The sequence below is a fragment of the Streptomyces jumonjinensis genome, assembly GCF_009600885.1.
GTDB lineage: Bacteria > Actinomycetota > Actinomycetes > Streptomycetales > Streptomycetaceae > Streptomyces > Streptomyces jumonjinensis.
Map to the genome: position 1 here is coordinate 39,653 of NZ_VCLA01000199.1, position 20,034 is coordinate 59,686.

The following is a 20,034-nucleotide window of genomic DNA, read 5'->3' on the forward strand; positions in this document are numbered from 1 at the left end:
GTGTGCGCGGCGACCAGGCCCTGCCGGTCATGACGTGCATGTAGAGCAGTGCCGGGATGAGTTGGCCGATGCGAACCAGGTGCTTTCCGTACGTGGCCTGAGCCGTCCGGCTGGTCGACCAGCCCGACCACGGCTCATCGGGGGAAGCTCGGTGTGCGCTCATACACGGGAAGCTACCGACCTGCCGACGGCAGCGGGGCCGGAACGGATCACCCGGCCCCGTTCCGGCAGCGCGCGCCAGCCTGCACCGCCGACCGCGGCCCGATGGCGCCTGACGCATTCGACAAGTACGTGCCCGAGCTGAAGGGCGGACGACTCGCGCTCGCCGAGCCGACAGGGGCAGTCGCACTGCCCCGCCCAGCGCAGTCGGCAAAGCAACCACAGCATCGCCCCAGGTCAGCGATATCCACTGCCTTTGCGGCCGCTGATCCGGCTCCCCCTCCAGGTGGGCGGAAATCCGCTTGGTGAGCCCTCTTGCCCGTGCTGAAATGCGCGGATGGATACTTCTGAAGTACTCGCCCTCTTCGACCGTCAGATGCGGCGGGATACCCTCGCCGACGCGTCCGGCGCCCGGGTCGAGCGGGTCGGCAAGGTGGTGCGGCAGGTCTGCGTCGAGGGCGGCTGGAGCGCGGTCGTCTGGTCCGGCCTGGACCAGGCCACAGCGCGGTCGGCAATCGCCGAGCAGGTGCGGTACTTCACCGAGCTGGGCCGTGAGTTCGAGTGGAAGCTCTACTCGCACGACCAGCCGGAGGATCTCGGCGAGCTGCTGCTGGCGGCCGGGTTCGAGGCTGAGCCCGACGAGGCCCTGATGATCGCCCGGATCGCCGACCTGCCCGATGGCGGCGGACTGCCCGAGAGTGTCCGGCTGCACCCGGTTACCACCCCGGCCGACGTGGAGCTCATGCTGTCCGCGCACGAGGGGGCGTTCGAGACGAATGCGGACTGGCTGCGGCCGAGCCTGTTCGACATGCTGGCCGAGAGCCCGGGGACGGTCAGCATGGTCGTCGCGATGGCCGGCGACACGCCGGTCTGCGGGGCGCGGATGGAACTGCACCCGGGCACCGAGTTCGCCAGCCTCTGGGGCGGCGGCACCGTACCCGCCTGGCGCGGCCGGGGAATCTACCGGGCGCTGGTTGCGCACCGCGCCAAGATCGCCGCCGAGCACGGCTACCGCTACCTGCAGGTGGACGCCTCCGACCAGAGCCGCCCGATCCTGCAGCGACTCGGCTTCGCCGCTCTGAGCACCACGACCCCGTACGTGTACAAGCCGTAGCCGGTACCCCCTGCTCAACGCTTCTCGCTCGCAGGCTGGAGCACTTCGGCCGGGCAGGGGTGAGGAACCTCCTGGGCCTGGAGCGCGGCAAAGTCGGCGTGCCCCGAATCCGCTCCAGGGCACGCCTGACCTCCAGGTGATCCAATCCGGGCCGGAGGCGGAAACGGTCCCCGGCCCACCGAGCATCATTTGGCTGCAACCGGGGAACGTTACGTCTAGTCTCCATCCGCATGACGCCGAGCCAAAGGCCACAATCGAACCCGAACGTACGGCCGACTCCGAATGATCGGGAGTTACGGTTGTGGCGGGTCGGCCGGGCCTTGACCGTCACTTTCGTCGTTGCGGTCGTGGTTGCAGGTGCTGTCTTCTACGGTCTCGTGGCCCTGCTGGACGTCCGGGAGATCGACAGCAACGCGAAGCTCGATGCGAAGACACTCTTCGACCTGGTGAAGCTCTCCTTCGGGGTGGTCGCCGGGGCCGGTGCGCTCGTTGCCCTGGTCGTCGCCTACCGCCGCCAGCGCGTCGACGAGGCCAGCGCCCATCGCGAGGCCACTCGGCTGCACACAGAACGCTTCTCCCAGGCCGTCGATAAACTCAGCTCGGACTCCCCAGCCGTCCGGCTCGGTGGTGTCCACGCTCTGGCAGGTCTCGCCGACGACGCTCCCGACCACACCCTGCGCCAGACCTGCATCGACGTTCTGTGCGCCTACCTCCAGCTCCCCTTCACACCAGACCCGGGCGACGATCCCGCATACCAGGAGGAACACCACCGCAACCTGGCCCTCCGCAAGGTTCGGCACACCATCCTGCGCCTCGTCGGCGACCACTATCGACGTCCCCGGGGAACCCACCGCTCCTGGCAGGGCTGCGACCTCGACCTCACCGGCGTCACCATCGACGGCATCCTTGACTTCAGCGGCGCAGTGTTCCCGGGCAGAACGATGTCCTTCGGCGGCGCGACGTTCTCGGGCGACACGGTGGACTTCACTCATGCGACTGGTACGGCTCCCGGTGGGCTCGTTGCCGCTGTCGGCCCTTCTGCTTCTGCGACGGTCGCCCTTCCCGCCGCTTGGCTGCCCTCATCCCCGTAGCTGTCGGGCGCGCCACCGGACCACCGCCGACTTTCCCCAGGCCGCCGCACCGAAGGCCCCGTCCGCGCTTCAAGGACGAAGACCGGTTACCCCTGTTGGACCCAATAGGTCTACAGCAGGGCCAGGCAGGCGGCGCGGTCCAGGGCCCGCAGCAGTTCGGGCTCCCATCCGGCGCGCGGGGTGTCTTAGGCGAGCACGCCGGAGGCGGACAGGACGTCGAGTTGCACCTGGTGCTCGATGCCGAGCCGCGACGCCTCGCGCAGAACGTGCCCGGCCTCGTCGCGGGTGGTGCGGCCGGTGGTCGCAGTAGGCGCGGGCGTCGGGCAGGGCGGCGAGCTGGCGGCCGGTCTTCTCCAGCCGGTCCAGGGCGTGGGCGCCGAGGGAATGAGGACGGCCACCAAGTTGCTCGGCCGCCACCGGGACAGGTTCTGGCTGCGGCGGCTCCTGGACCAGGAGCAGGAGCTCACCGCGGCCGCCGACAAGCCGGTGATCGATCGAAGCGGCGGTCGCGGTTCGGCTGAGCCGGAGTTGACGCCACCCGGGGATTCTCCCCGCGCCGAGAAGACTCGGCACGCAGCTGCACGGGGAGCCCAAATGGACATCGACTGGGCTTGGCGATGCCAGGGACAAGTCCGGGACGTGTCCGGGACAAGGTTGTGAGCAGGTCGGACAGCAGCGCCCTGTCCAGGACGGTCCGTTCCTGTTGTTCCGGATCCTCCGAGCCAGGAAGCTCTGGGCATCGCCCAACAGGGCGAGACCCGCCCTCCATCAGAGAGGGCATTCCACTGAAAGGGACACCAGAAAGTGCTTCGTACTCGCAATCTTCTGACGCCTTTGGCCCTGGCAGTTGCGGCCGGAACCCTCGCTATGACCGGAGCAGCCCCTGCGGCGGCTGCCGCCTCTGCGCCGTCCGGAACCGTCCCTGTTGCGTCGTCCGTCGGCTGCGCCTCGCTGACCAGCAACGCGAACGGCAGGGCGCAGGTCAAGAACATATGCAGCCACACGATCAACGCCACCGTCTCCGTCAACTGGGCGTGGGACCCCGACTGCAAGAGCATCGGTGCCGGGAGGTCCGCCACCTTCACCTGGAACTCGACTGCCGGCAGGGCGGAGTACGCCTACGATTGTTGATGCGTCGAGGCTGGCCCTCGTGAGGCCGGTGTCTTCCCGGAACTCCGCTGAAGATCATCGTCGCGGGTGGCAGCGGCACCCTGGCATCCGGTGATCGCGCGGGGCCCTGTAGAGCTAACAGGGCCGACAGGGCCCCGTCTGCGAGTCTGCGAAGAGGGCTGTCGGTGGACCGTCGGGACACGGTTCCCTCTGTGGTGGCCTCAACCCCGGGCGACCTCGATGTCGCGCGACGGGCAAGCGGATCAATGGCCGTAAGCGGCACATCGTGGTGGATACGCAAGGGCTGCTGCTGTTCGTGATGGTCACTCCCGCCTCGGTCCATGACGGCCGGGCCGGGCACGAGGTCCTGTTCCGCCTTCGGCTGATGCATCCGCAGCTGACGGTGGTGTGGGCCGACTCCGCCTATGGCGGCACCCTGATCACCTGGGCGAAGGGCATGCTCCGGCTGACCGTCAGGACGGTCAGCCGGCCTGCGGGAACAGCCGGGTTCGTCCTGCTGCCCCGCAGGTGGGTCGCCGAGCGGACGCTGGCCTGGATGATGCACGCCCGTCGCCTGGTCCGTGACTACGAACGCCTCCCGCAACGCGCCGAGGCCATGGTGACGCTAGCCGCCATCACCCTGATGACTCGACGTCTCACTTGTGTACCCGTCCATCCCGATGCCGCCGCACCGTGGACCGCCCCGACCCTTCAAACCGTCTGAACCCGCGATCCGCTCACACTGCAATGGCGTCCCCCGGCCCAACAGGGACGCTCGGCGTCAGCCGGCGGGCTTCTCCCAGACCGAGACGTGCTGACGGCTCTCACTGGTGAAGGCCTCCCTCGTCCATCCGTCCCACCGCTCGCGCAGCCTCAGCCCGGCCAGCTGGGCCATCAGATCGAGTTCCGACGGCCACACATACCGGAAGGGAATCGATGTGAGCTCACCGCGGCCGTCGACGAACTCGATGTAGTTCGAGCTCGTCGCCTGGGTGGCGACATCGTAGATGTCCACGGCCCATCGCTTCGGGCTCACGTGGTAAGGCACGGCGTTCTGCCCAGCCGGGAGCCTTCGCAGTTCGGGAATCAGAACCTCGATGACGAAGCAGCCACCGGGTTCCAGATGAGCCGCAGCGTTGCGGAAACAGGCCACCTGCTCCGCCTGCGTCGTCAGATTCATGATCGTGTTGAAGAGCAGATACGCGACGGAATACGTTCCGTCCACCCGCGTCGTCGCGAAGTCACCGATCGTGACACCGATCGCGTCACCACCCGGCTTGGCACGCAGCCGGCTGACCATCGCCTGTGACAAGTCGATGCCGTGGACCTGGACTCCGCGCCGGGCCAGTGGCAACGCGATACGCCCCGTCCCGATCCCCAGCTCAAGGGCGCGTCCACCACCGGACAGGCCCGCCAGAAAGTCGACCGTCGTGTCTACGACACCTGCGGCGAACATGTCCCCTTCCTCCTGGTCGTAGACCGCCGCGACACGCTCGCCGAAGTAACCATCCTGATCGTCCATCGCCAGACCGTACTTACGGAGCCCTGCACAGCGCGCGCGATTTCTTTCGGCCACCACAGCTGTCAGACCCCTGCGCCAGCTCCGGCGGGTGATCCTTTGCGGCTGCCGAGGAAGTCGAAGATGTAGAACTGTGGGGTTCAAGGAAGGGTTCTGACAGCATGTCCTCACTGGAGGAGGATCACCGGCCCTGTTCGACCCATTCCCGCACGGAGAGCGCGCCTTCTATACGGGCCGCGATGTCCGCTTTCGCCGACGCGTCCAGCGTCTCCGGCAGCCCCTGGAAAGTGATGGGCAGGACGTCGAGCAGGCTCAACACCTCCTCGCCGGTCCGGACCGTGAGCAGCAACTCGCACCGCCACTGCGGCGACACCTCCGGCCGATGGCTGAGCCGATGCTCCAGCGCTGGGAACAGACAGTGCACTGCCCCAACCGCCGTATGCTCCCGCAGCCACTCGACCGGGAGCCGCTGACTGAAGCCCAACCGCGCTGCCTCCTCCTCCAGAAGCATCAGCTGCTCGGTATCGACGGCCCGGATCGTCCGCAGCAGAACTGCAGTCATACCACGAATCATTCCACCAGCCCCGGTACTCCTGGAGGCCGACCGTGCTCTGGCGGGAATCCAGTGCAGGAGCGGAACGATCCCCCGATCATGATTGGTAGCCTCCGGGATGACTGCGATCTTCGATCAAGTCGTCCGCGCCCGGCTGCAAGCTCCCAACATCTGGTACGTCGGAACCGTGTTCGCCGACGGAGCACCGCAGGTCAGCCCGATGTGGGTGGATCTGGAGGGAGAGGGGGAGCTGACGTTCAACACCTCGGTGGGTCGGGTGAAGGAGGAGAATCTGCGCCGCGACCCCCGTGTCTATCTCTCGCACGCGGACGCCGCAGATCCCTTCGACCGAGTGCAGATCAGTGGTGTGGTGGCCCGGTTCGTCGAGGGCGAGGAGGCGCACGACCGGATGGACCGGCTGGCCCGGAAGTACCTGGGCAGCGAACGGTTCGAGTGGATCATGCCGGGGGAGCAACGGGTCGCGATGATCGTGCGCCCGGTCAAGGTGCGGCACATCGTCGGGGTGGAGCGGTTCCGGCCCGATGGCCTTGTTCCCGCTCCATGAACGGCACACCGAGCGCCGCCCCGCCTCCATTCACCAAGCCCTCGACATCGGACATGAGCCGAAGCTCAGTGGTTGCCACCGGCAGAGCCGACATGGCGAATGGAACCAGCCGAAGCGGCCTGGTTATCACCAGTGAGGCACACGGCTTGCCACAAATGCTCATTCAGCAGACCTGGTGTCACCAGTGGCGAAGATCGACGGGCGGACCTCAACCCGAACGCCCCCCGCGCGAGCAGGGACGACTCCACCGTGGACGTCCAGCGGCCCGCCGACCAGTTCGGCGTAGGTCCGGTGCGGGAGCCGGCCGGGGTTGAGGTCCTCGTGGTCGCGACCGTAGACCCGACCGCGCATCAGCTGCTCATCGCTGTTCATGCGTTCGCCCTTTCAGCCGCCGCTGGTACTCCTGTCGTACGCCCGGCCTCGCGCCGTCGGGTTCGTCGTCCCACACCCCGCGCTCGGGCCTGATGCCATCCTCGGTGGCGCAGGAGCGGCGGTCTACGCGCCGAAGCCCCGCACCCGGACGGCGGTGGAGTCGGCATCCGGCTCCACGCTGCCGCCGGGCGACGGGTTGGTGCCTTGCCAGGGCACCCGGTCAGGGGAAGCGTATGGCTTTGCCGACGGTGACGGTGACGACGGCTTCGCTGACGAGGTAGGTGATGAACGCGGTGTTCGCGATCGTCGCGTCTCTTCGGTCGCGTTCGCCCCGTACCGGGCTGGAGCCGCATCCGTACGAGGCGCGGGCGAGTGCCTGCATGCCCCGGTCGAAGTCCTTGCGCCGCTCCGGTGCCAGGCCGCGGAGTTCGGCGTCGGCGGCCGGGGGTGTATGCGATCCGCATCATCCGGCGCTCCGGTACTCGTCGGCCCGGTCGGCGTAGATGAGCCCGGCCGTCTCGCCGGCGCGGATCCGGGCGATCTGCTCCTCCTCGCCCGAATCATGTGCCTCCGGCGTCCGCAACGCCCACCGGGCCAGGACGCCGGGGAGCTCGTCGGCACCCGCGTCCTCGACCTCCCGGGTGAACTCCTCGGCCAGGTCCGGGGACAGCGCCGACCGGATCGTACGGATCGTGCCCGGCAACTCGACCCGGCGCCCATCACTCAGGGTGGTGGTCAACGTCTTCGCCAACTCCGGCCCCTCCCTTCTCCCGCGCTCGGCAGAGAAACCAGTCTCCCGCCGACACCGACACCGACACCGACACCGACGAACAGCGTCAGCGGAAGCGGAATCACCCGGAGCAGTGATCCGACCGCGCTGCAATTCGACGCCCCGGCCACGGCGCGGAGCTGTCACTCCGGCCACCGGGTGCTGCGCGTGCCGCGTACGGCGAACGTCTCGGAACGGCCGGCGAGTCGGTGGCCGACCAGCCTCCGCCGCCCCGGTGCCCTTGGCCGATCACCCTGGGCGGGAGACTGCACTGTGAAAGGTCGACGGCGATCAGAAGCGGGGAGGCACGGCCCCAGCCAGTGCCGTCACGCTACGGGGGGCCACCGGGATCACGGTGTTCTTGCCACTTTGTGTCCAGCAATGCCGCTTCAGCCCGAAGCCGTTCGGTCATCGCAGGTCCGTCCTCGCCGTGGGTCTTGTTCCGGTGGCAGTTGGGGCACAGTGCGATCATGGCAGCCGGGTGATCGCGACCGCCCTTGGCGTGGTCGTCAATGTGGTCGGCCTCCAGAAGGGGTTCTCCGGCTTTCGTCCGGTACGGCAGGTCGGCCTTGAAGCAATCCGGGTTCTCGCAGCGCCCCCGGCTCCGCAGCAGTACAGCCCGGCGTGCCGCTGCGCTGCGAACCCTGCGCTCGCCCGCCGTAGGACGCCGGTCCTGTGCCCTGCCGGCTCGTTCCTTTGTCTCGACCTGTCTGCATAGCGACCTGTAATCCGCTTCTGTGGACACCGTCGCACGCATCCTTCGGCGCGCGTACGGTAAGGCACGGATGAACGGTTCGCTGGTGCGCGCTGCCCCCGCCGGAGCGCCAGGAACAAGCAGTTCCTGGCGCTCTAGGCTCCTTAGAAGCTCACACACCGCTGAGATCCTGTTCTGCGCGTCAATGAGAACGCCGTGCTGGTCCAGCGGAGAGAACCCCGTGCGCCGTTCACGAATCTGGGGAGCTACAAGCGAAATCACGGCCCTCGTCTTACCCGCGCCCGTCGGCAGGGACAGCAGCGCCTTTCGCTCCGCCGGGTCGCTGTCGGACGATCCGTCCTCCGGCCGGCTCTCGCCATGTGCTGCCTTGCCCTGGGCCCGACTATTCATCAGCCATGTCGGCGGATGCCGTCTCAAGCCACCACTGGGTGCTGTGAGCATGTGTTTCCTCCTTGCCGCGCGGCGCGCAGAGATGCCCGCCAGCGAGCACCAACGTGGGAAGAGGCAGGATGACGGGCATCAGCTGCCTGAGGTTCGGGGTGCTCGTGCTGGTCGTGGGTGCATGACTTCGGCGGAGATCGTCGGTCATCGGGAGACTTCGCGGTTCGTGAGGACCAGCCAGTGCGTCGCCTACAGCACCCACCGGACCGACTCCAGCGTCATCCTGCTGACCCCGGGCTGGGGCGCCTTCATCGGTGCCGGCACCGTCGCCCTGTACTACCTCGGGCAAGCCTTCTGGCTGAACAAGCGAGACCGCACTGCGCCCGACCCCAGCACGGCCAGGGCCGGCGAGGGAGCCGGACAGCCGGAACCCCTCGCGCCGGAGGCCGGCGCCTGAACCGGCACCGCGCTCAGTCCGGGATGCGGCGTTCGTCGTCCAGGTGGGCCATGGCGTAGCCGTGTTCATCGGGGTGACGGGCCAGGCGCGCCATCACCCATGCGGTCCGGGCATCCATCCCCTCACCGAACTCGGCGGCCAAGCACCGCGCCTGCCACGTCGTACGCGGGGCGAACACCCACCGCACGAGCGGGAACCGGACCCGGCCAACGCCAGGTCTCGTCCGGCCTGCCCCGTCAGGGGAGTCCTCGGCAGGGAAATCAGGAGTGATCGGGTCGTGCACGAACGCGAGTCTGGCGACGACCGCCGCCCTCGCGGCGGTGATCAGGCCCAAGGTCACCGAAACGGACGGCGCCGCAGGCCCTCGGTTGACGACATTTCGCGCAACCGCGCCGCCCACCACGAGCCGCTGATCGACGGCGTTCCCTCTCCAGTCCGGACGGACCACCGCGTCCGGACCCGCAGACTCACTCGCACCGACGCTCACACCGAGGTCCTGCGCCTGGTCGAGGTGGCTACGGCGGGGATTCGGCCCAGGTCTCCGGCCCGCCGCCCCGCCAACCACCACCGCCTGGTCGGCAAGGTCCAGGTCCTCCGCGTCGGCCATCCCGTCTGTCGCCAGGAACACCGCGATATCGCTGACCTTGTCGGCAGGGCCAAGGATCTGCCCGTCCCAGCGCACCCGCCGCCACCCGCGCTCGTCGGGCGGGTAGACCACCAGCCGGGGACTCGCCATGACCCGGCCCCGATGGCCCGCACCGCGAGCGCAGGCTCTTGCATCCCCGGGCCGGAACGTCCATGGCTTCTCCAGGGGGCCCGGGGCCGGGTCGTACGCGCTGTGCCGGTGCACCGTCCGCGCGGCGTAGCGTGGTCTGGACGGCACGCATTGTGAGGAAGGGCCCGAGCGATGAGCAACACCCCACCCGCTGAACCCTGGTCGACCCAGGTCCACGGCGAGACCGTCACTCTGCCGAGCACCGCGGCTGACATCCGCGCCGCTCTCCGTCCGGAGCGCCGCACGCAGATCGACACCACGATGCGTTCCACCATCGCCCACGACCCCTACGGCCACGGATCCACCACGCCCCGCTCGCGCGAGCGGGATTACCGGGAGGTCACCCTCCCGGCCGTCAACGCGATCGTCGTCTACTACGTCAGCGCCCCCGGCGGCCGGGCTATTCGATGTGCGCGTCATGATGCCGCCGAGAGCCGGTGCGTGGGAGCCGCGGACTTCCCCCCGCCGTTTGTAGGCAAGCGCGGCCCGCACGCCGGCCTCCAATCGGTCCGAGCCGGGGCCCCTTCAGCGGATCAGCCGCTCAGATGTCTCCCCGCCCCCCGTCCGTACATGTCATCCCGACAGCCTTGGGCATGGCTTTCTCGATCCTGGCACGAACCTCCGCGATGTCGGGCCCTCCATGAGATGTGATGTAGGCGTCGGGACCGTAGGCAGTGACGTGTTCGTCGCGCTCCTGGCTGATCACGATCAGCAGGCGCTCCCCGGGCTTCCAGCGCTTGTACGCGCCGTCTCTCTCGGGGTCGACCACGTTGAAGTCGGCCTGCTTCTTTCCTGTGTCGGGCTTAAGCCAGTCCGTCACCGTGAGGGTCAGGATGACCCGGCCTGGCTGGGGTGCCTCGCGCACGGAAACCACGTCGCCCTCGACCATCGCCTGGGAACAGGCGATCCAGCCCTCCGTGCTGAGCTTGGCATCGCCGCCGGTGCCGGACCGCCCGCCGCTGTCGTCGCCGTCAAGTGCGATACCGAGCCCGATGGCGGCCGCCGCTGCGGCAGCCAGCAGTCCGCCAGCTGCCCCTCGCCGCCTCCACCAGATCACGCGGTTGGGCAGTGCAGGAGGCTTCTCTGACTCCTCCGCACGCCCGGTTTCCTCACCGATCATTCGAAGGGCCGCACGCAACCGTTCCTCCTCGGCGTCCGTGAACTGCACCATCTCAGATCACCTCCTTGTCTTGCAGGCACTTCTTTAGCGCAGCAGTAGCGCTGTGCAGCCGGCTCTTGACGGTGCCCTCGGGGATCTCCAGTAACCGCGCGATGTCGTGAACCGGAAGGTCTGCGTAGTAGCGCAGACACAGCACCTGCCGCTGTCGCACCGGCATGGTCTCCAGCTCGCCGGCCACCGCCAGCGCCAGCACCCGCTGGTCTTCTGCTTCCGGGGGCGGCTGGTCCGCCCATCGGGTGGCCAGCCGCTCCCGCAGCGCGGCGTCGTGGGTGCGGCTGCGGTGCCAGTCGCATGCGACCCGGGAGGCAACCACCGTCAGCCATGCCGCCCAGTTACGGATGGGGTCCTTCCCAGGTGCGGCCCGGGCATCCAGCAACTTCACCCGCACCTGCTGCACTCCGTCGTCCAACTGGTCCCAGGGCACCCCGCCCAGTGCGAGGACCGCGCGCACCCGTGCCAGCTCCGCCGATCCGTCCAGCAGCGACTCTCCGTCCTGGCCGCCCCCGCCAGGTGTGCGTTGCCACCCCATACGCCAGCCCTTCTACGTTTCTTCTACGACGGAGTAGGACCAGGAAACGTTCGCCCCCGTCCCGAGAATTCTCGGGACGGGGGCGAACCCGGCGGGGATGTGTGACGGGAGGATCCGCCGCGCATACCCTCCGCACCCCGCGCCGCTCCGCTCAGCCGCAGTCGGCCACTGCCGCAGATCCGGGTTGCACGGTCTGCGCGGGCTTGGCCGCGTTGAGGGCCTTGGCCAGGTCATCGGCCGAAAGCCCGGCTAGCTGGTCCTCCAGCCGCATGTCGGGTCCGGTTTCGGCCCGGGGTTGTGTTGCTTGCAGGTGGCGCCCCTCCATCTCGCCTTCGCCGATGGTGTTGTTGTCGTAGGGCACGACGGCACCTTCGCCCAGGGTGTGCCATTGGGCGGGCTCGGGCTCGTCGCCCGGGGAGCATTTGGCTTCCTCCCAGTCAAGGGCCAGGATGTAGCGGTGGCCGGTCTCGACCCGCGGCTGGTCTCTCATGGCCATCTTCGTTCGGTTGCTGGTGCTGCCGCCGGTGAAGCGCCAGCCGGTGGAGGCACGTTTCCACTCGGCCGGCGCCGCCCGGGGCGCCCCGCCGCGGGACCAGACCACCTCATCGACCCTCAAGGTCACTTCCCGGCCGGTCAATCCTTCGCCGCGTTCGATCTCGATCAGTGCAGGCGGGGTCTCGCGTTCTGAGACCGCAGTGACGACCACCACGTGGTCGGCATAGGTCACCCAGTCCTCCGCGGTCTGGCTGGGGCGGCGATCCTTGCCCTCGGCAATCAGCACCGTCTCCCCGTCGCCCCGTCTTGCTTCCCCCTGGCCGTCCTGCATGCTGGCCAGCCCACTTGCGACGGCAGCGACAGCAATCACCCCGGTAACGGCGGCACCCGCGCGAAATCTCAATGGAAGTCCTCCCCTGGTCACCGTCAGTACACCGAGTTGATGTTGGCGACGTTGCTGGAGCCGAGGTTGTTGTTCCAGTCAGAGGTAACCATGCAGCCGAGCCGCGGCTCGTTGTTTCCCTTGACGGGGATGGCGTCCATACCGTGGGTCAGGCCGACGGCATGGCCGGTTTCGTGACAGGCAACGCTGGTGTCGTATGTCCCGTTGCCGCGGATGCGGATGTACTGCTGGTCGCATTCCCAGAGTGCGTACCGCCCTGAGCCCTCACCACCGTCCTCGCACCAGGTGACACCGATGGAGTTCTCGCTGAGGTTCTTCGATCCCTCCTGGTAGATGATGTCGGTCTCGCCCGAGCCAGAGAATACGGGCGTCGAATCGTAGTGGATAGCCAAGTTCGTCGGCGCGTACTCATTGCTCATCGTGGATGACACTGCTGCACGATCCGGAGACTCCAGTTCGAACGCTCCGACGCTGTCCATGTAGTAATAGACGTCGGCGTTGTCTGTGAGGCAGTCCACACTCCCGTCTCCGCCATCAGGGTCATTCATGCACTGAGGTGCCGCAATTCCGCCAACGGGGACGATGTTGTCTGTGTAAAATGCCGCCCACGCTCCATTGACCGTCACCATCAGCCCGACGGTGGCCAGAGCAACCACGCTCATGACCTCCCGACGATGCAGTCTCATCAGACGTATCTGCACACTAACTCCCCATTCATCGAATATCGACACTCAGGAAGCGGGAGGCTGGCCTGCTGCCCGCCTCAAGCGAGTCTCCGTCAGCCCCTCCCACAGATTGAACACATAGTGCGATCGGGGGGAGCGCAAAAGAAGTGAGTATTTCTGAGAGATCACGAACCCCCACCGGACCGCGCCCGGGTTGTCCCTGATCTCCGTTCTCATGACTTCTCGCAAAACAGCTTTCGCATAAATGAGCCCCCAGTGCCGCCGCAATCCCCCGACAAGCCCCGCGCCCCGGGGTCTGCGGCAGCCTCAGACGCTACGACCTGACACCGTCCATGGCGATCGACCACCCGCGAACTGACCGGTTCCAAAGAAGAACTTGACCAGAAATCAGGCACGCCCTGATTATCACCAGGCGTTACCGGAAAAAGAGGGCAGGCACTCCGCTTCCTGAGCCGTCCCGGCATCGCAATCCCTGAAAACGTTATAGCCGAAGAACCCTCAACGAGGGTGAAATCACGCAGTAATTACGGGGTGCTCGCGGCATAGTTCACGGCGCGCGCCTGTTTGCAATGGGTGGTGCGCGGCGAGCTGATCGGGCTGATCCGGGTCCGTCCGCTCAAGGTCGGCGAGGACACGCTCACCGGGATCGCGGAGCTCACGAACATAGTCGCTGCGGCCGGTGCGAACGAGGTCGCGGATGTTCTTGTGCTCCTGGTGGGCGGTGAGCGCGGCCATGTATCCGGAGTTCATCTTCCGGGGCCCGACTGACGGTCCGGCCGGAGCCGGCTCCTCGCGCGCCGACGTGGTGCCGGGCACCGGGGCCGCCGGGGTGTCGACGCCGCCGGGCGGCAGGATCCGCAGGGTGCGCATGTGCGCGTCGGGCACCTTCGCGTTGGCCGCGTCGATCAGCTTCGGCGTGCTCCAGCATAGCTTCGTGCCGTACGCGGGGGTGTCGGGGGCGACGTCCAGGCGGCCGGTGTCTGCGTCGAACGTCATGGCCTGGACGTGACCGGTGAGCTCGGGCGTGGCCGCGGCGAGGACGGCCTCCCACCGGGCGGGGACGCTGCCGCCGGCGGCCGGGGCGACCATGCCGCGCTCGGTCATCATCATGCCGATCGCGGCACCGAGCCGAGCGGCTCGCGGCCGTCGCGCCGTACGAGCGTGACGGTTCGCCGCTTCGGCTTCGCCGTGCGGGCGGCACCGTTCTTCTTCGCCGCCTCCCGGGCCGCGACCATGGCCTGGCGCGCGAGGTCGACGCCACTCAGCTCAGTCATGCGATCACCGCCCGGCCGTGTCGCCGTCCAGGGGCCGGGCAGCGAGCTCGGGCAGCCGGTCCGTCCACGGCGCGGGGGGCCTGGACGTGCGAGGGCAGACGGTCCGAGGCGGAACGGCTGCTGTGGTCTGCTCAGGAGAGGGCGGTCGGTTTGCGGGGTGGTGGGACGGCCCGGAGCAGTTCCCACAGGGGGCGTGAGCCGGAGGCCCACACAGCGAGGGTGTGGCGGTCGACGACGTGGAGGCGCTGCTGCTTGGCGAAGGCCAGGGCAGGTGCGGTGACCCGGCCGTTCGTCACGATGACCGCGATGTCGGCGCCGTGGACTTGGCGGGCGGTCCCGTTGAGCACCTGAAGGTCCGGGGTGCCCACGGCGGAGCCGGCGGTGCCGTTGCGGCGGTGTTTGCATTGGATCACCCAGCGCCGCCCGTAGGGGTCGGTGGCCTTCACATCGGCGCCCAGGTCCCCGCCGCCCCCGACGCGGACTGCATCCGGGCAGCCGTCACGGCGCATCAGGTCTCGTACCGCGTCCTCGAACCGGGCGTGATGCAGGGCGTCCAGTTGTGACAGGCCATAGCGCAGGCCCTGTGCGCGGACCGCTTCCCACCGTGCCTGCCGCCGCTTCTGGTAGAGCCAGCCGCCGCCGACCAGCGCCGCGAGCGCGCCGATGATGATCAGGACCCACCAGTGGGCCAGCAGCCAGTTGACGACGGCGACCGCCAGGGCTATGGCCAGGACCCCGGTCACGATGAGGCCGGTCAACCGGTCGTTCGCGCGCTTCCGCTGCCTGCCCGGCCTGCGGGTACGACGCCGTGCCGGCGGGCGCCTTTTGCGCGTTCGGGGGCTCACCGGCTGGCCTGCGTGACGCCGCTCGCGAGCTCCCCCAGGATGTTCTGGATTCCCTGGCCCACCGAGGTCGGAGCGATCAGGACCCCCAGTGCCAGAACGATGACCACGGTCAGCTTCTCGTCGAAGCGACTACGGGCCTGTGTACGCCGCCGCAGCCGCCAGACCACGATGACTGCGAGCAGCACCGCCACGTTGATGGTCAGCAACCGACCAGACCTCCCCCCAGCGCGCCACTCCACACGGGGATGGCAGGACGCCACCCCAGCCCCCTTGTGTAGCGGGACCGCGGCGGCGCTGGAGGCGGGTTGTCGGCGAATGGCACAAAGCGATCCGGGCCTGGCCGAATACCGCACGGCGGATCAATCGACGATTGCCGGGCCCCGTTTGCTTCCGGGGACGGGCGGGCGCGGTGTCTCAGTGGATGACGTCGACGGTGGTGATGGCCAGGACCGTGTCGTGGACCCAGTACAGGACGATGGCGTCCGGGAAGGAGACCACCCGCCGGTCCTTGGTCTGGGGGCGAGCCGGAGCCTGTTTCGATCCGAGCCCGTACGGGGAGGCGGCCAGGCACCGCATCCCGGCATCCAGCGCGTCCCGCACCGAGGGCTTCATCGCCGCGCGCTGCGCACGGGCCCGGTTCGTGAACTGGACCTGGAAGTACCCGGAGCTCACGCGGCCTCGGCCGGGTTGTAGCCGGGCAGGTCTTCCGGCCCACGCGCCCGGTGGCAGCGCCCACATGGCGAGCGTCTGCGCGAGCCGGGCAGCGGGGGTCCGTCCGATCTCGGCCTCGAACTCCGCCAGCCGGTCGGCCTGCGGACCCCGCCGGCACCGCGGCGGGAATCCGGGGCGCCCCGGGGAACGTACCTGGGCTGACGGGCTCTCAGGGCCGCCGGGTCCGGATATCCGGCCCCTCGTCGGAGCGATGGACGGCAGGGGTGGCCGCGGCGAGGCGATTCGCCGAGTGAAGCGGCGGCAGGACCGTTTACCCCCGCCGGGGGCCGGAGTAGGGTGTGTGTCGCAGATCACGTTAACGTTCATGTCGAGAGCGGGGACGGAGATGCCACCAGGATTACGTGCAATATCCACGATGTTGGTGCCGGGCGTGGCGATGACGCTGGCGCTGCTGAGCGGGCCCGGCGCCGTGGCCGACGAGCAGGGCGGGCGCGGTGGACAGGCGTCACCGGCGCGGGCCGTGGAGGTCCGCGTCGGTACGTACAACGTGTGCGGCCACGGCTGCCTGCCGACGAAGGCCGAGTGCGAGCGGGTGATCGGCCGCGACTGCGCCACCAAGCTCAGGCCGTGGGCCGAGAGCCGGGCCGCGGCGGTCGCGGAGGACATCGACGAGGCCGAGGTGGGGGTCGTCGCCACACAGGAGATCGGCAACAACGCGACGCCCACGCAGCCCGGCGTCGACGTCGAGTCCTTCCGGGCCCCGCTCACGGCAGCGCTCGCCGAGCACGACTACGCGGAGGCCCCCGCGGACTACGCCGGCACCCGTCATCCGCAGCACGGGTACCCCCTCAAGTCCGGGGCCGGCCGGTTCACCTACTACGACGCCACGCGGTACTCCCATCTGGACAGGCGCGGGCGCGAGCTGCCCCATGACCTGCTCTGGCTGCCGGACTCGACCGAGATCTACGGCAAGACGATGACCTGGAACGTCCTGCGCGAACGGAAGTCCGGCGCCGGTTTCGTCGTGGTCAACATGCATCTGGAGTACCGGAAGAACGGCGCCACCGACCCCAATGGCTGGACCAAGAACTGGGACGAGGTCCGCTACGCCGACGCCCGGCGCACCGCCGAGGAGCTGACCCGCCACAACCGGCACACCCGCCATCTGCCCATCGTCTTCGTCGGCGACATGAACTCCGGTTCCGCGGCCGAGGGCGCAAGCGCGATCGACGCCTTCGCGGACGTCGGCTTCGTCGACACGCTCTCCACCGCCGACCGCCGCAGCGGCGACGAGTACGCCTCGTTCAACGGTGGGAAGATCCCGCTCCGCGCCGGCGAGAAGATCGACCACCTCTTCGTACGGCAGGGGACGCAGGTCCGGGAGTGGGTGCAGATCCCGCAGACGACCGAGACGTCCGGAGCCCCGGCGGACCTGCTCCGTTCCGACCACAACCTGTCCTACGCCACCGTCCGCCTGATGAAAGAGGACCGGTGACGACTTCACCACACCCCGATCCGCGGCTGCTCGACCCGAAGCTGGCCAAGTTCAACCCCCTGCGCCGCATCCTCGTCCACGACGACTTCAACACCGGAACGCACGGGTGGATCGAGCTGATCGGCAATCACGACCAGCACGGTGACCTCGACACCGTCGACGAGCACATGTCGGACTTCCGGCCGCCGCAGCTCAGCTCCTGCAGCTTCTTCGACGTGGGCACCCACGGCGCCATGTCGGGCACGTACGCCCTGAAGGTCGCCACCCGGCCGGTCACCGGCCACACCGGGGTGGCCATCCGGAGGCTGACGATGGCGGGCCGCGGCCGGGTCCAGTTCGAGACGTATCTGGCGTACAAGGCGGAGGCCGCCTCGGCGGAGAACGGCGCCGCGGCCGCCCCCGGCGGCGGCCGCTGGGACGCCAACAACCACCCGTCGGAGCAGCAGTTCGGCGCCTTCACCGTCGCGACCGACATCTGCGACGGCGTGCGGTACCACAACGTCGTGCGGTACCAGAACACCGACCTGGACCACCGCGTACAGCACCGCTGGATGTACCCCACGGTCCCCGAGCCGACCCCCCGCGAGCACTTCGAGGGCAAGGTGCGGCTCAAGCGGACGGCGGACTTCACCGCCCCCGGCCCCGATGACTGGCAGCAGTTCGGCGAGCTGCAGGACCTGTGCTTCAACGAGGTCCCCACCAAAGTCAACTGGCACTATCTGCGCTGGGTGATCGACACCGGCACCCGCAGGAACGTCGAACTCCAGCTCAACGATGTCGTCCACGACATGTCCGAGGTGCCCGTGCCGCCCTACGACGAGGAGTACGGGTCGCTGCGGAACCTGCTCAACTTCTACGTCTCCGTCCGCACCCACACCGATGTCCGGAACTTCCTGTACCTCGACTCCGTGCTGATCTCGGTGGACTGGTGAGTGCCCCATGACCATGCGGCAGTCGTTCACCGCCGTCATCGAGCGCAACGCAACGCTGACGGGCGAGTTCACCACCGAGCCCTACGAGGCCGCCTGGGCCCGGGAGGCCCGCTGGTTCGTGCGCGTCCTCGGCGCGTCGGGGCGATCCCCCCGGATCCTCGTGCGCACCCAGATATCGCCGGACGGCCTCCACTGGTGCGACCTCGACGGGCCGGAGCGGTCCGTCGCACCCGGCGAGGGCCCGCTGCACAGCTGGTCCGCGACCGACTTCGGCGGCTGGCTCCGGCTTCGGGGCGCCGTCGTCGACGACGCACCCGGCGACCCGGCGGACGGGAGCCCGTCCGTCAAGGTCCTGATCTACCTGGCGCTCAAGGCATGAACGGGAGGCGGTGACGTGTCCGTGGCTCGGAGAGCGGTTCGCGGCGAAGGCCGCCCGGGGCGGCGGGACTTCCTCGCGATGGCCGGCCTGGGGGCCACGGCGGTGCTGCTCTCCGGCTGCGGCGTCGGGAGCGGCGCCCCCCGCGGCGCCCTGCGAGCGGCGTTCGGCCAGCCGGTCACCGACCTGGATCCGTACAACGCCGCGACCGCCGTCGACGAAGCCTCGCTGATCGTCAAGCGGCTGGTCTTCGACACCCTCGTACGACGCGAGGGGAAGACGCTGGTTCCGGGGCTGGCGGCCGAGTGGCGGCGCGACGGCGACACCAGGTGGGTCTTCACGCTCCGCCGCGGGGCCGTCTTCCACGACGGGAGCGCGGTCACCGCCCGCGACGTGGTCGCCTGCCTGGAGCACACCCGGACGGTCGTCTCCGCGCAGACGCCGTTGTGGGCGACGGTCACCGGCGCCGAGGCGCCCGACGACCGCACGGTGGTCTTCACCACCGACGGCCCCCTCGGCTCTCTCCCGGTCAACCTCACGCTCCTCTTCATCGTCCCGGCACGCCGGGTCGCCGACCCGGCGCAGAAGCGGAGCCCGATCGGGTCGGGGCCGTTCCGGGTCACCGGGTTCACCCCGTCCACGTCGGTCGAGCTGGCGCGCTTCGACGACTACTGGGGCGGCCGGGCCGAGTCGCCGGCGGTCTCGATGCCGTACATCGCGGAGACCTCGACGGCGATCACCGCACTGCGCAACGGTGACATCGACCTGCTCTGGCCGGTTCCGCCGGACCAGCTGCCCGAGGTCACCGGGGTGCCCGGCATCGCCGTCGAGTCCATCCCCTCCTGGACGTACTACTTCAACTGGTTCAACTGCTCGCGCAAGCCGTTCACCGACCCCGATGTCCGCCGCGCCCTGTGCCACGCCGTCAATGTGCCGCAGATCGTGGAGTCCCTCTTCGGGCAGGGCGGCTGGCAGATGCGCGCGCCCCTTCCCGCGACCGTCGCCGGACACGCCGCGCAGGAGCCCTGGGCGTACGACCCGGCCGCCGCGCGGCGGCTGCTCGCCCGCGCCGGGCTCGGACGGGGCTTCACCACATCGATGATGTGGTTCGACTCCACCGGGCCGCTCGCCAGGGAGCTGGCCCAGGCCATGATCTCGGCGTGGGCCGGGATCGGCGTCACCGTGCGCCCGCAGAGCATCGAGAAGGCGATGTGGCTGGAGCGGCTGAACAGCCTCGACTGGAACATGAACCTCCAGACGAACACCGTGACCACAGGCGACGCCGCCTTCACGATCGGGCGTCTCTACGACTCGAAGGCCAACCGGCTCGGCTACCGCAACCCGGACCTCGACGCCGTACTCGCGCGTGCCGCGGCGACACCGGAGGGGCCGGAGCGCGACGCCCTCTACGGCGACGCCTGCGCGACCATATGGTCGGACGCCGTCGGTCTCTTCCCCGTCACCCTCGTCACCGGGTACGGGCGCGCGCGGGAGCTGACCGGCTTCACGCCTGCCGCGAACAATCAGCCCGACCTCTCAGTGGTGGGCCGCCGATGACACCGCGCCG

At 68.9% G+C, this 20,034-nt stretch carries 26 protein-coding genes and 1 pseudogene; 10 read left to right on the top strand and 17 right to left on the bottom strand.

What is annotated here, in order from left to right:
• Positions 1-496 precede the first annotated feature (496 nt).
• Entirely contained in the window at positions 497-1,273 is a 777-nt protein-coding gene (locus FF041_RS34905; RefSeq protein ID WP_153526445.1) for a GNAT family N-acetyltransferase, read from the top strand.
• A 347-nt stretch (positions 1,274-1,620) separates the two neighbouring features.
• On the top strand, positions 1,621-2,364 hold the full coding sequence (locus FF041_RS34910; protein WP_323393606.1) for a pentapeptide repeat-containing protein: 744 nt from the start codon (positions 1,621-1,623) through the stop codon (positions 2,362-2,364).
• Between the two features lie 185 nt (positions 2,365-2,549).
• On the opposite strand, the gene FF041_RS34915 is transcribed toward FF041_RS34910, so the two are convergent.
• Complete coding sequence (locus FF041_RS34915; protein ID WP_228388854.1) at positions 2,550-2,762, bottom strand: hypothetical protein; 213 nt, start codon at positions 2,760-2,762, stop codon at positions 2,550-2,552.
• Positions 2,763-3,231: 469 nt separating this feature from the next.
• On the opposite strand from FF041_RS34915, the gene FF041_RS34920 reads away from it, so the two are divergent.
• Together FF041_RS34920 and FF041_RS34925 are read left to right on the top strand one after the other, a co-directional pair.
• Complete coding sequence (locus FF041_RS34920) at positions 3,232-3,495, top strand: hypothetical protein (RefSeq protein ID WP_153484745.1); 264 nt, start codon at positions 3,232-3,234, stop codon at positions 3,493-3,495.
• Positions 3,496-3,727: 232 nt separating this feature from the next.
• Positions 3,728-4,198: pseudogene (locus FF041_RS34925) on the top strand (transposase); the annotation flags it as partial.
• 57 nt (positions 4,199-4,255) lie between these two features.
• On the opposite strand, the gene FF041_RS34930 reads toward FF041_RS34925, so the two are convergent.
• Both FF041_RS34930 and FF041_RS34935 read right to left on the bottom strand, forming a co-directional pair.
• The gene (locus tag FF041_RS34930) at positions 4,256-4,996 is read right to left on the bottom strand and encodes a class I SAM-dependent DNA methyltransferase (protein ID WP_153484747.1); all 741 of its coding nucleotides are present in this window, start codon (positions 4,994-4,996) and stop codon (positions 4,256-4,258) included.
• Between the two features lie 178 nt (positions 4,997-5,174).
• Positions 5,175-5,555: a hypothetical protein gene (locus tag FF041_RS34935; RefSeq protein ID WP_153526447.1), complete on the bottom strand. Its 381-nt coding sequence runs from the start codon at positions 5,553-5,555 to the stop codon at positions 5,175-5,177.
• Positions 5,556-5,664: 109 nt separating this feature from the next.
• Between FF041_RS34935 and FF041_RS34940 the strand changes: the two genes are divergently transcribed.
• The gene (locus FF041_RS34940; protein ID WP_153526448.1) at positions 5,665-6,111 is read left to right on the top strand and encodes a TIGR03618 family F420-dependent PPOX class oxidoreductase; all 447 of its coding nucleotides are present in this window, start codon (positions 5,665-5,667) and stop codon (positions 6,109-6,111) included.
• Positions 6,112-6,270: 159 nt separating this feature from the next.
• Here the strand turns inward: FF041_RS34940 and FF041_RS34945 are convergent, their stop codons facing one another.
• The 4 genes from FF041_RS34945 to FF041_RS40705 all read right to left on the bottom strand — a co-directional run bounded on the left by FF041_RS34945 (position 6,271) and on the right by FF041_RS40705 (position 8,408).
• Entirely contained in the window at positions 6,271-6,483 is a 213-nt protein-coding gene (locus tag FF041_RS34945) for a hypothetical protein (protein ID WP_153526449.1), read from the bottom strand.
• A 220-nt stretch (positions 6,484-6,703) separates the two neighbouring features.
• Positions 6,704-6,865, bottom strand: a complete 162-nt coding sequence (locus FF041_RS38445; protein WP_194292310.1) for a hypothetical protein — start codon at positions 6,863-6,865, stop codon at positions 6,704-6,706.
• An 81-nt stretch (positions 6,866-6,946) separates the two neighbouring features.
• A complete protein-coding gene (locus tag FF041_RS34950) occupies positions 6,947-7,234 on the bottom strand; it encodes a hypothetical protein (RefSeq protein ID WP_153526450.1) in 288 nt (95 codons plus the stop codon).
• A gap of 349 nt (positions 7,235-7,583) precedes the next feature.
• Positions 7,584-8,408 carry an HNH endonuclease signature motif containing protein gene (locus FF041_RS40705; RefSeq protein ID WP_153526451.1) on the bottom strand — a complete coding sequence of 275 codons (825 nt, stop codon included), beginning with the start codon at positions 8,406-8,408 and terminating at the stop codon, positions 7,584-7,586.
• 166 nt (positions 8,409-8,574) lie between these two features.
• Between FF041_RS40705 and FF041_RS34960 the strand changes: the two genes are divergently transcribed.
• On the top strand, positions 8,575-8,805 hold the full coding sequence (locus FF041_RS34960; RefSeq protein ID WP_153526452.1) for a hypothetical protein: 231 nt from the start codon (positions 8,575-8,577) through the stop codon (positions 8,803-8,805).
• A 13-nt stretch (positions 8,806-8,818) separates the two neighbouring features.
• On the opposite strand, the gene FF041_RS39780 is transcribed toward FF041_RS34960, so the two are convergent.
• From FF041_RS39780 to FF041_RS35010, 10 genes are all read right to left on the bottom strand, one after another.
• Positions 8,819-9,541 carry a hypothetical protein gene (locus FF041_RS39780; protein WP_228388855.1) on the bottom strand — a complete coding sequence of 241 codons (723 nt, stop codon included), beginning with the start codon at positions 9,539-9,541 and terminating at the stop codon, positions 8,819-8,821.
• A gap of 580 nt (positions 9,542-10,121) precedes the next feature.
• Positions 10,122-10,751 carry a hypothetical protein gene (locus FF041_RS34975; protein WP_153526453.1) on the bottom strand — a complete coding sequence of 210 codons (630 nt, stop codon included), beginning with the start codon at positions 10,749-10,751 and terminating at the stop codon, positions 10,122-10,124.
• Between the two features lies 1 nt (position 10,752).
• Positions 10,753-11,289 (bottom strand): RNA polymerase sigma factor, encoded by a 537-nt coding sequence (locus FF041_RS34980; RefSeq protein WP_153526454.1) that lies wholly within the window; start codon positions 11,287-11,289, stop codon positions 10,753-10,755.
• Positions 11,290-11,440: 151 nt separating this feature from the next.
• Complete coding sequence (locus FF041_RS34985; RefSeq protein WP_323393609.1) at positions 11,441-12,070, bottom strand: hypothetical protein; 630 nt, start codon at positions 12,068-12,070, stop codon at positions 11,441-11,443.
• 140 nt (positions 12,071-12,210) lie between these two features.
• On the bottom strand, positions 12,211-12,888 hold the full coding sequence (locus FF041_RS34990) for a hypothetical protein (protein WP_323371914.1): 678 nt from the start codon (positions 12,886-12,888) through the stop codon (positions 12,211-12,213).
• Between the two features lie 498 nt (positions 12,889-13,386).
• Complete coding sequence (locus tag FF041_RS39785) at positions 13,387-13,983, bottom strand: DUF721 domain-containing protein (RefSeq protein WP_228388856.1); 597 nt, start codon at positions 13,981-13,983, stop codon at positions 13,387-13,389.
• The gene (locus FF041_RS39790; RefSeq protein WP_228388857.1) at positions 13,980-14,147 is read right to left on the bottom strand and encodes a hypothetical protein; all 168 of its coding nucleotides are present in this window, start codon (positions 14,145-14,147) and stop codon (positions 13,980-13,982) included. Before FF041_RS39790 ends, FF041_RS39785 begins: the two co-directional genes overlap by 4 nt.
• Positions 14,148-14,278: 131 nt before the next feature.
• Positions 14,279-14,992, bottom strand: coding sequence for a restriction endonuclease (locus FF041_RS35000; RefSeq protein WP_323393611.1), 714 nt, complete (start codon positions 14,990-14,992; stop codon positions 14,279-14,281).
• On the bottom strand, positions 14,989-15,198 hold the full coding sequence (locus FF041_RS35005) for a hypothetical protein (protein WP_153484769.1): 210 nt from the start codon (positions 15,196-15,198) through the stop codon (positions 14,989-14,991). The genes FF041_RS35000 and FF041_RS35005 overlap by 4 nt, the downstream gene beginning before the upstream one ends.
• Before the next feature lie 208 nt (positions 15,199-15,406).
• Positions 15,407-15,664: a hypothetical protein gene (locus FF041_RS35010; RefSeq protein WP_323393613.1), complete on the bottom strand. Its 258-nt coding sequence runs from the start codon at positions 15,662-15,664 to the stop codon at positions 15,407-15,409.
• 415 nt (positions 15,665-16,079) lie between these two features.
• On the opposite strand from FF041_RS35010, the gene FF041_RS35015 reads away from it, so the two are divergent.
• The 4 genes from FF041_RS35015 to FF041_RS35030 are packed head-to-tail and all read left to right on the top strand — an operon-like array spanning position 16,080 to position 20,024.
• On the top strand, positions 16,080-17,159 hold the full coding sequence (locus FF041_RS35015; RefSeq protein ID WP_153526456.1) for an exonuclease/endonuclease/phosphatase family protein: 1,080 nt from the start codon (positions 16,080-16,082) through the stop codon (positions 17,157-17,159).
• Positions 17,156-18,091: a DUF6772 family protein gene (locus FF041_RS35020; RefSeq protein WP_323393615.1), complete on the top strand. Its 936-nt coding sequence runs from the start codon at positions 17,156-17,158 to the stop codon at positions 18,089-18,091. Before FF041_RS35015 ends, FF041_RS35020 begins: the two co-directional genes overlap by 4 nt.
• Before the next feature lie 7 nt (positions 18,092-18,098).
• Positions 18,099-18,470, top strand: a complete 372-nt coding sequence (locus FF041_RS35025) for a hypothetical protein (RefSeq protein WP_153526457.1) — start codon at positions 18,099-18,101, stop codon at positions 18,468-18,470.
• Positions 18,471-18,485: 15 nt separating this feature from the next.
• On the top strand, positions 18,486-20,024 hold the full coding sequence (locus FF041_RS35030; protein ID WP_323393616.1) for an ABC transporter substrate-binding protein: 1,539 nt from the start codon (positions 18,486-18,488) through the stop codon (positions 20,022-20,024).
• Positions 20,025-20,034: the final 10 nt, after the last annotated feature.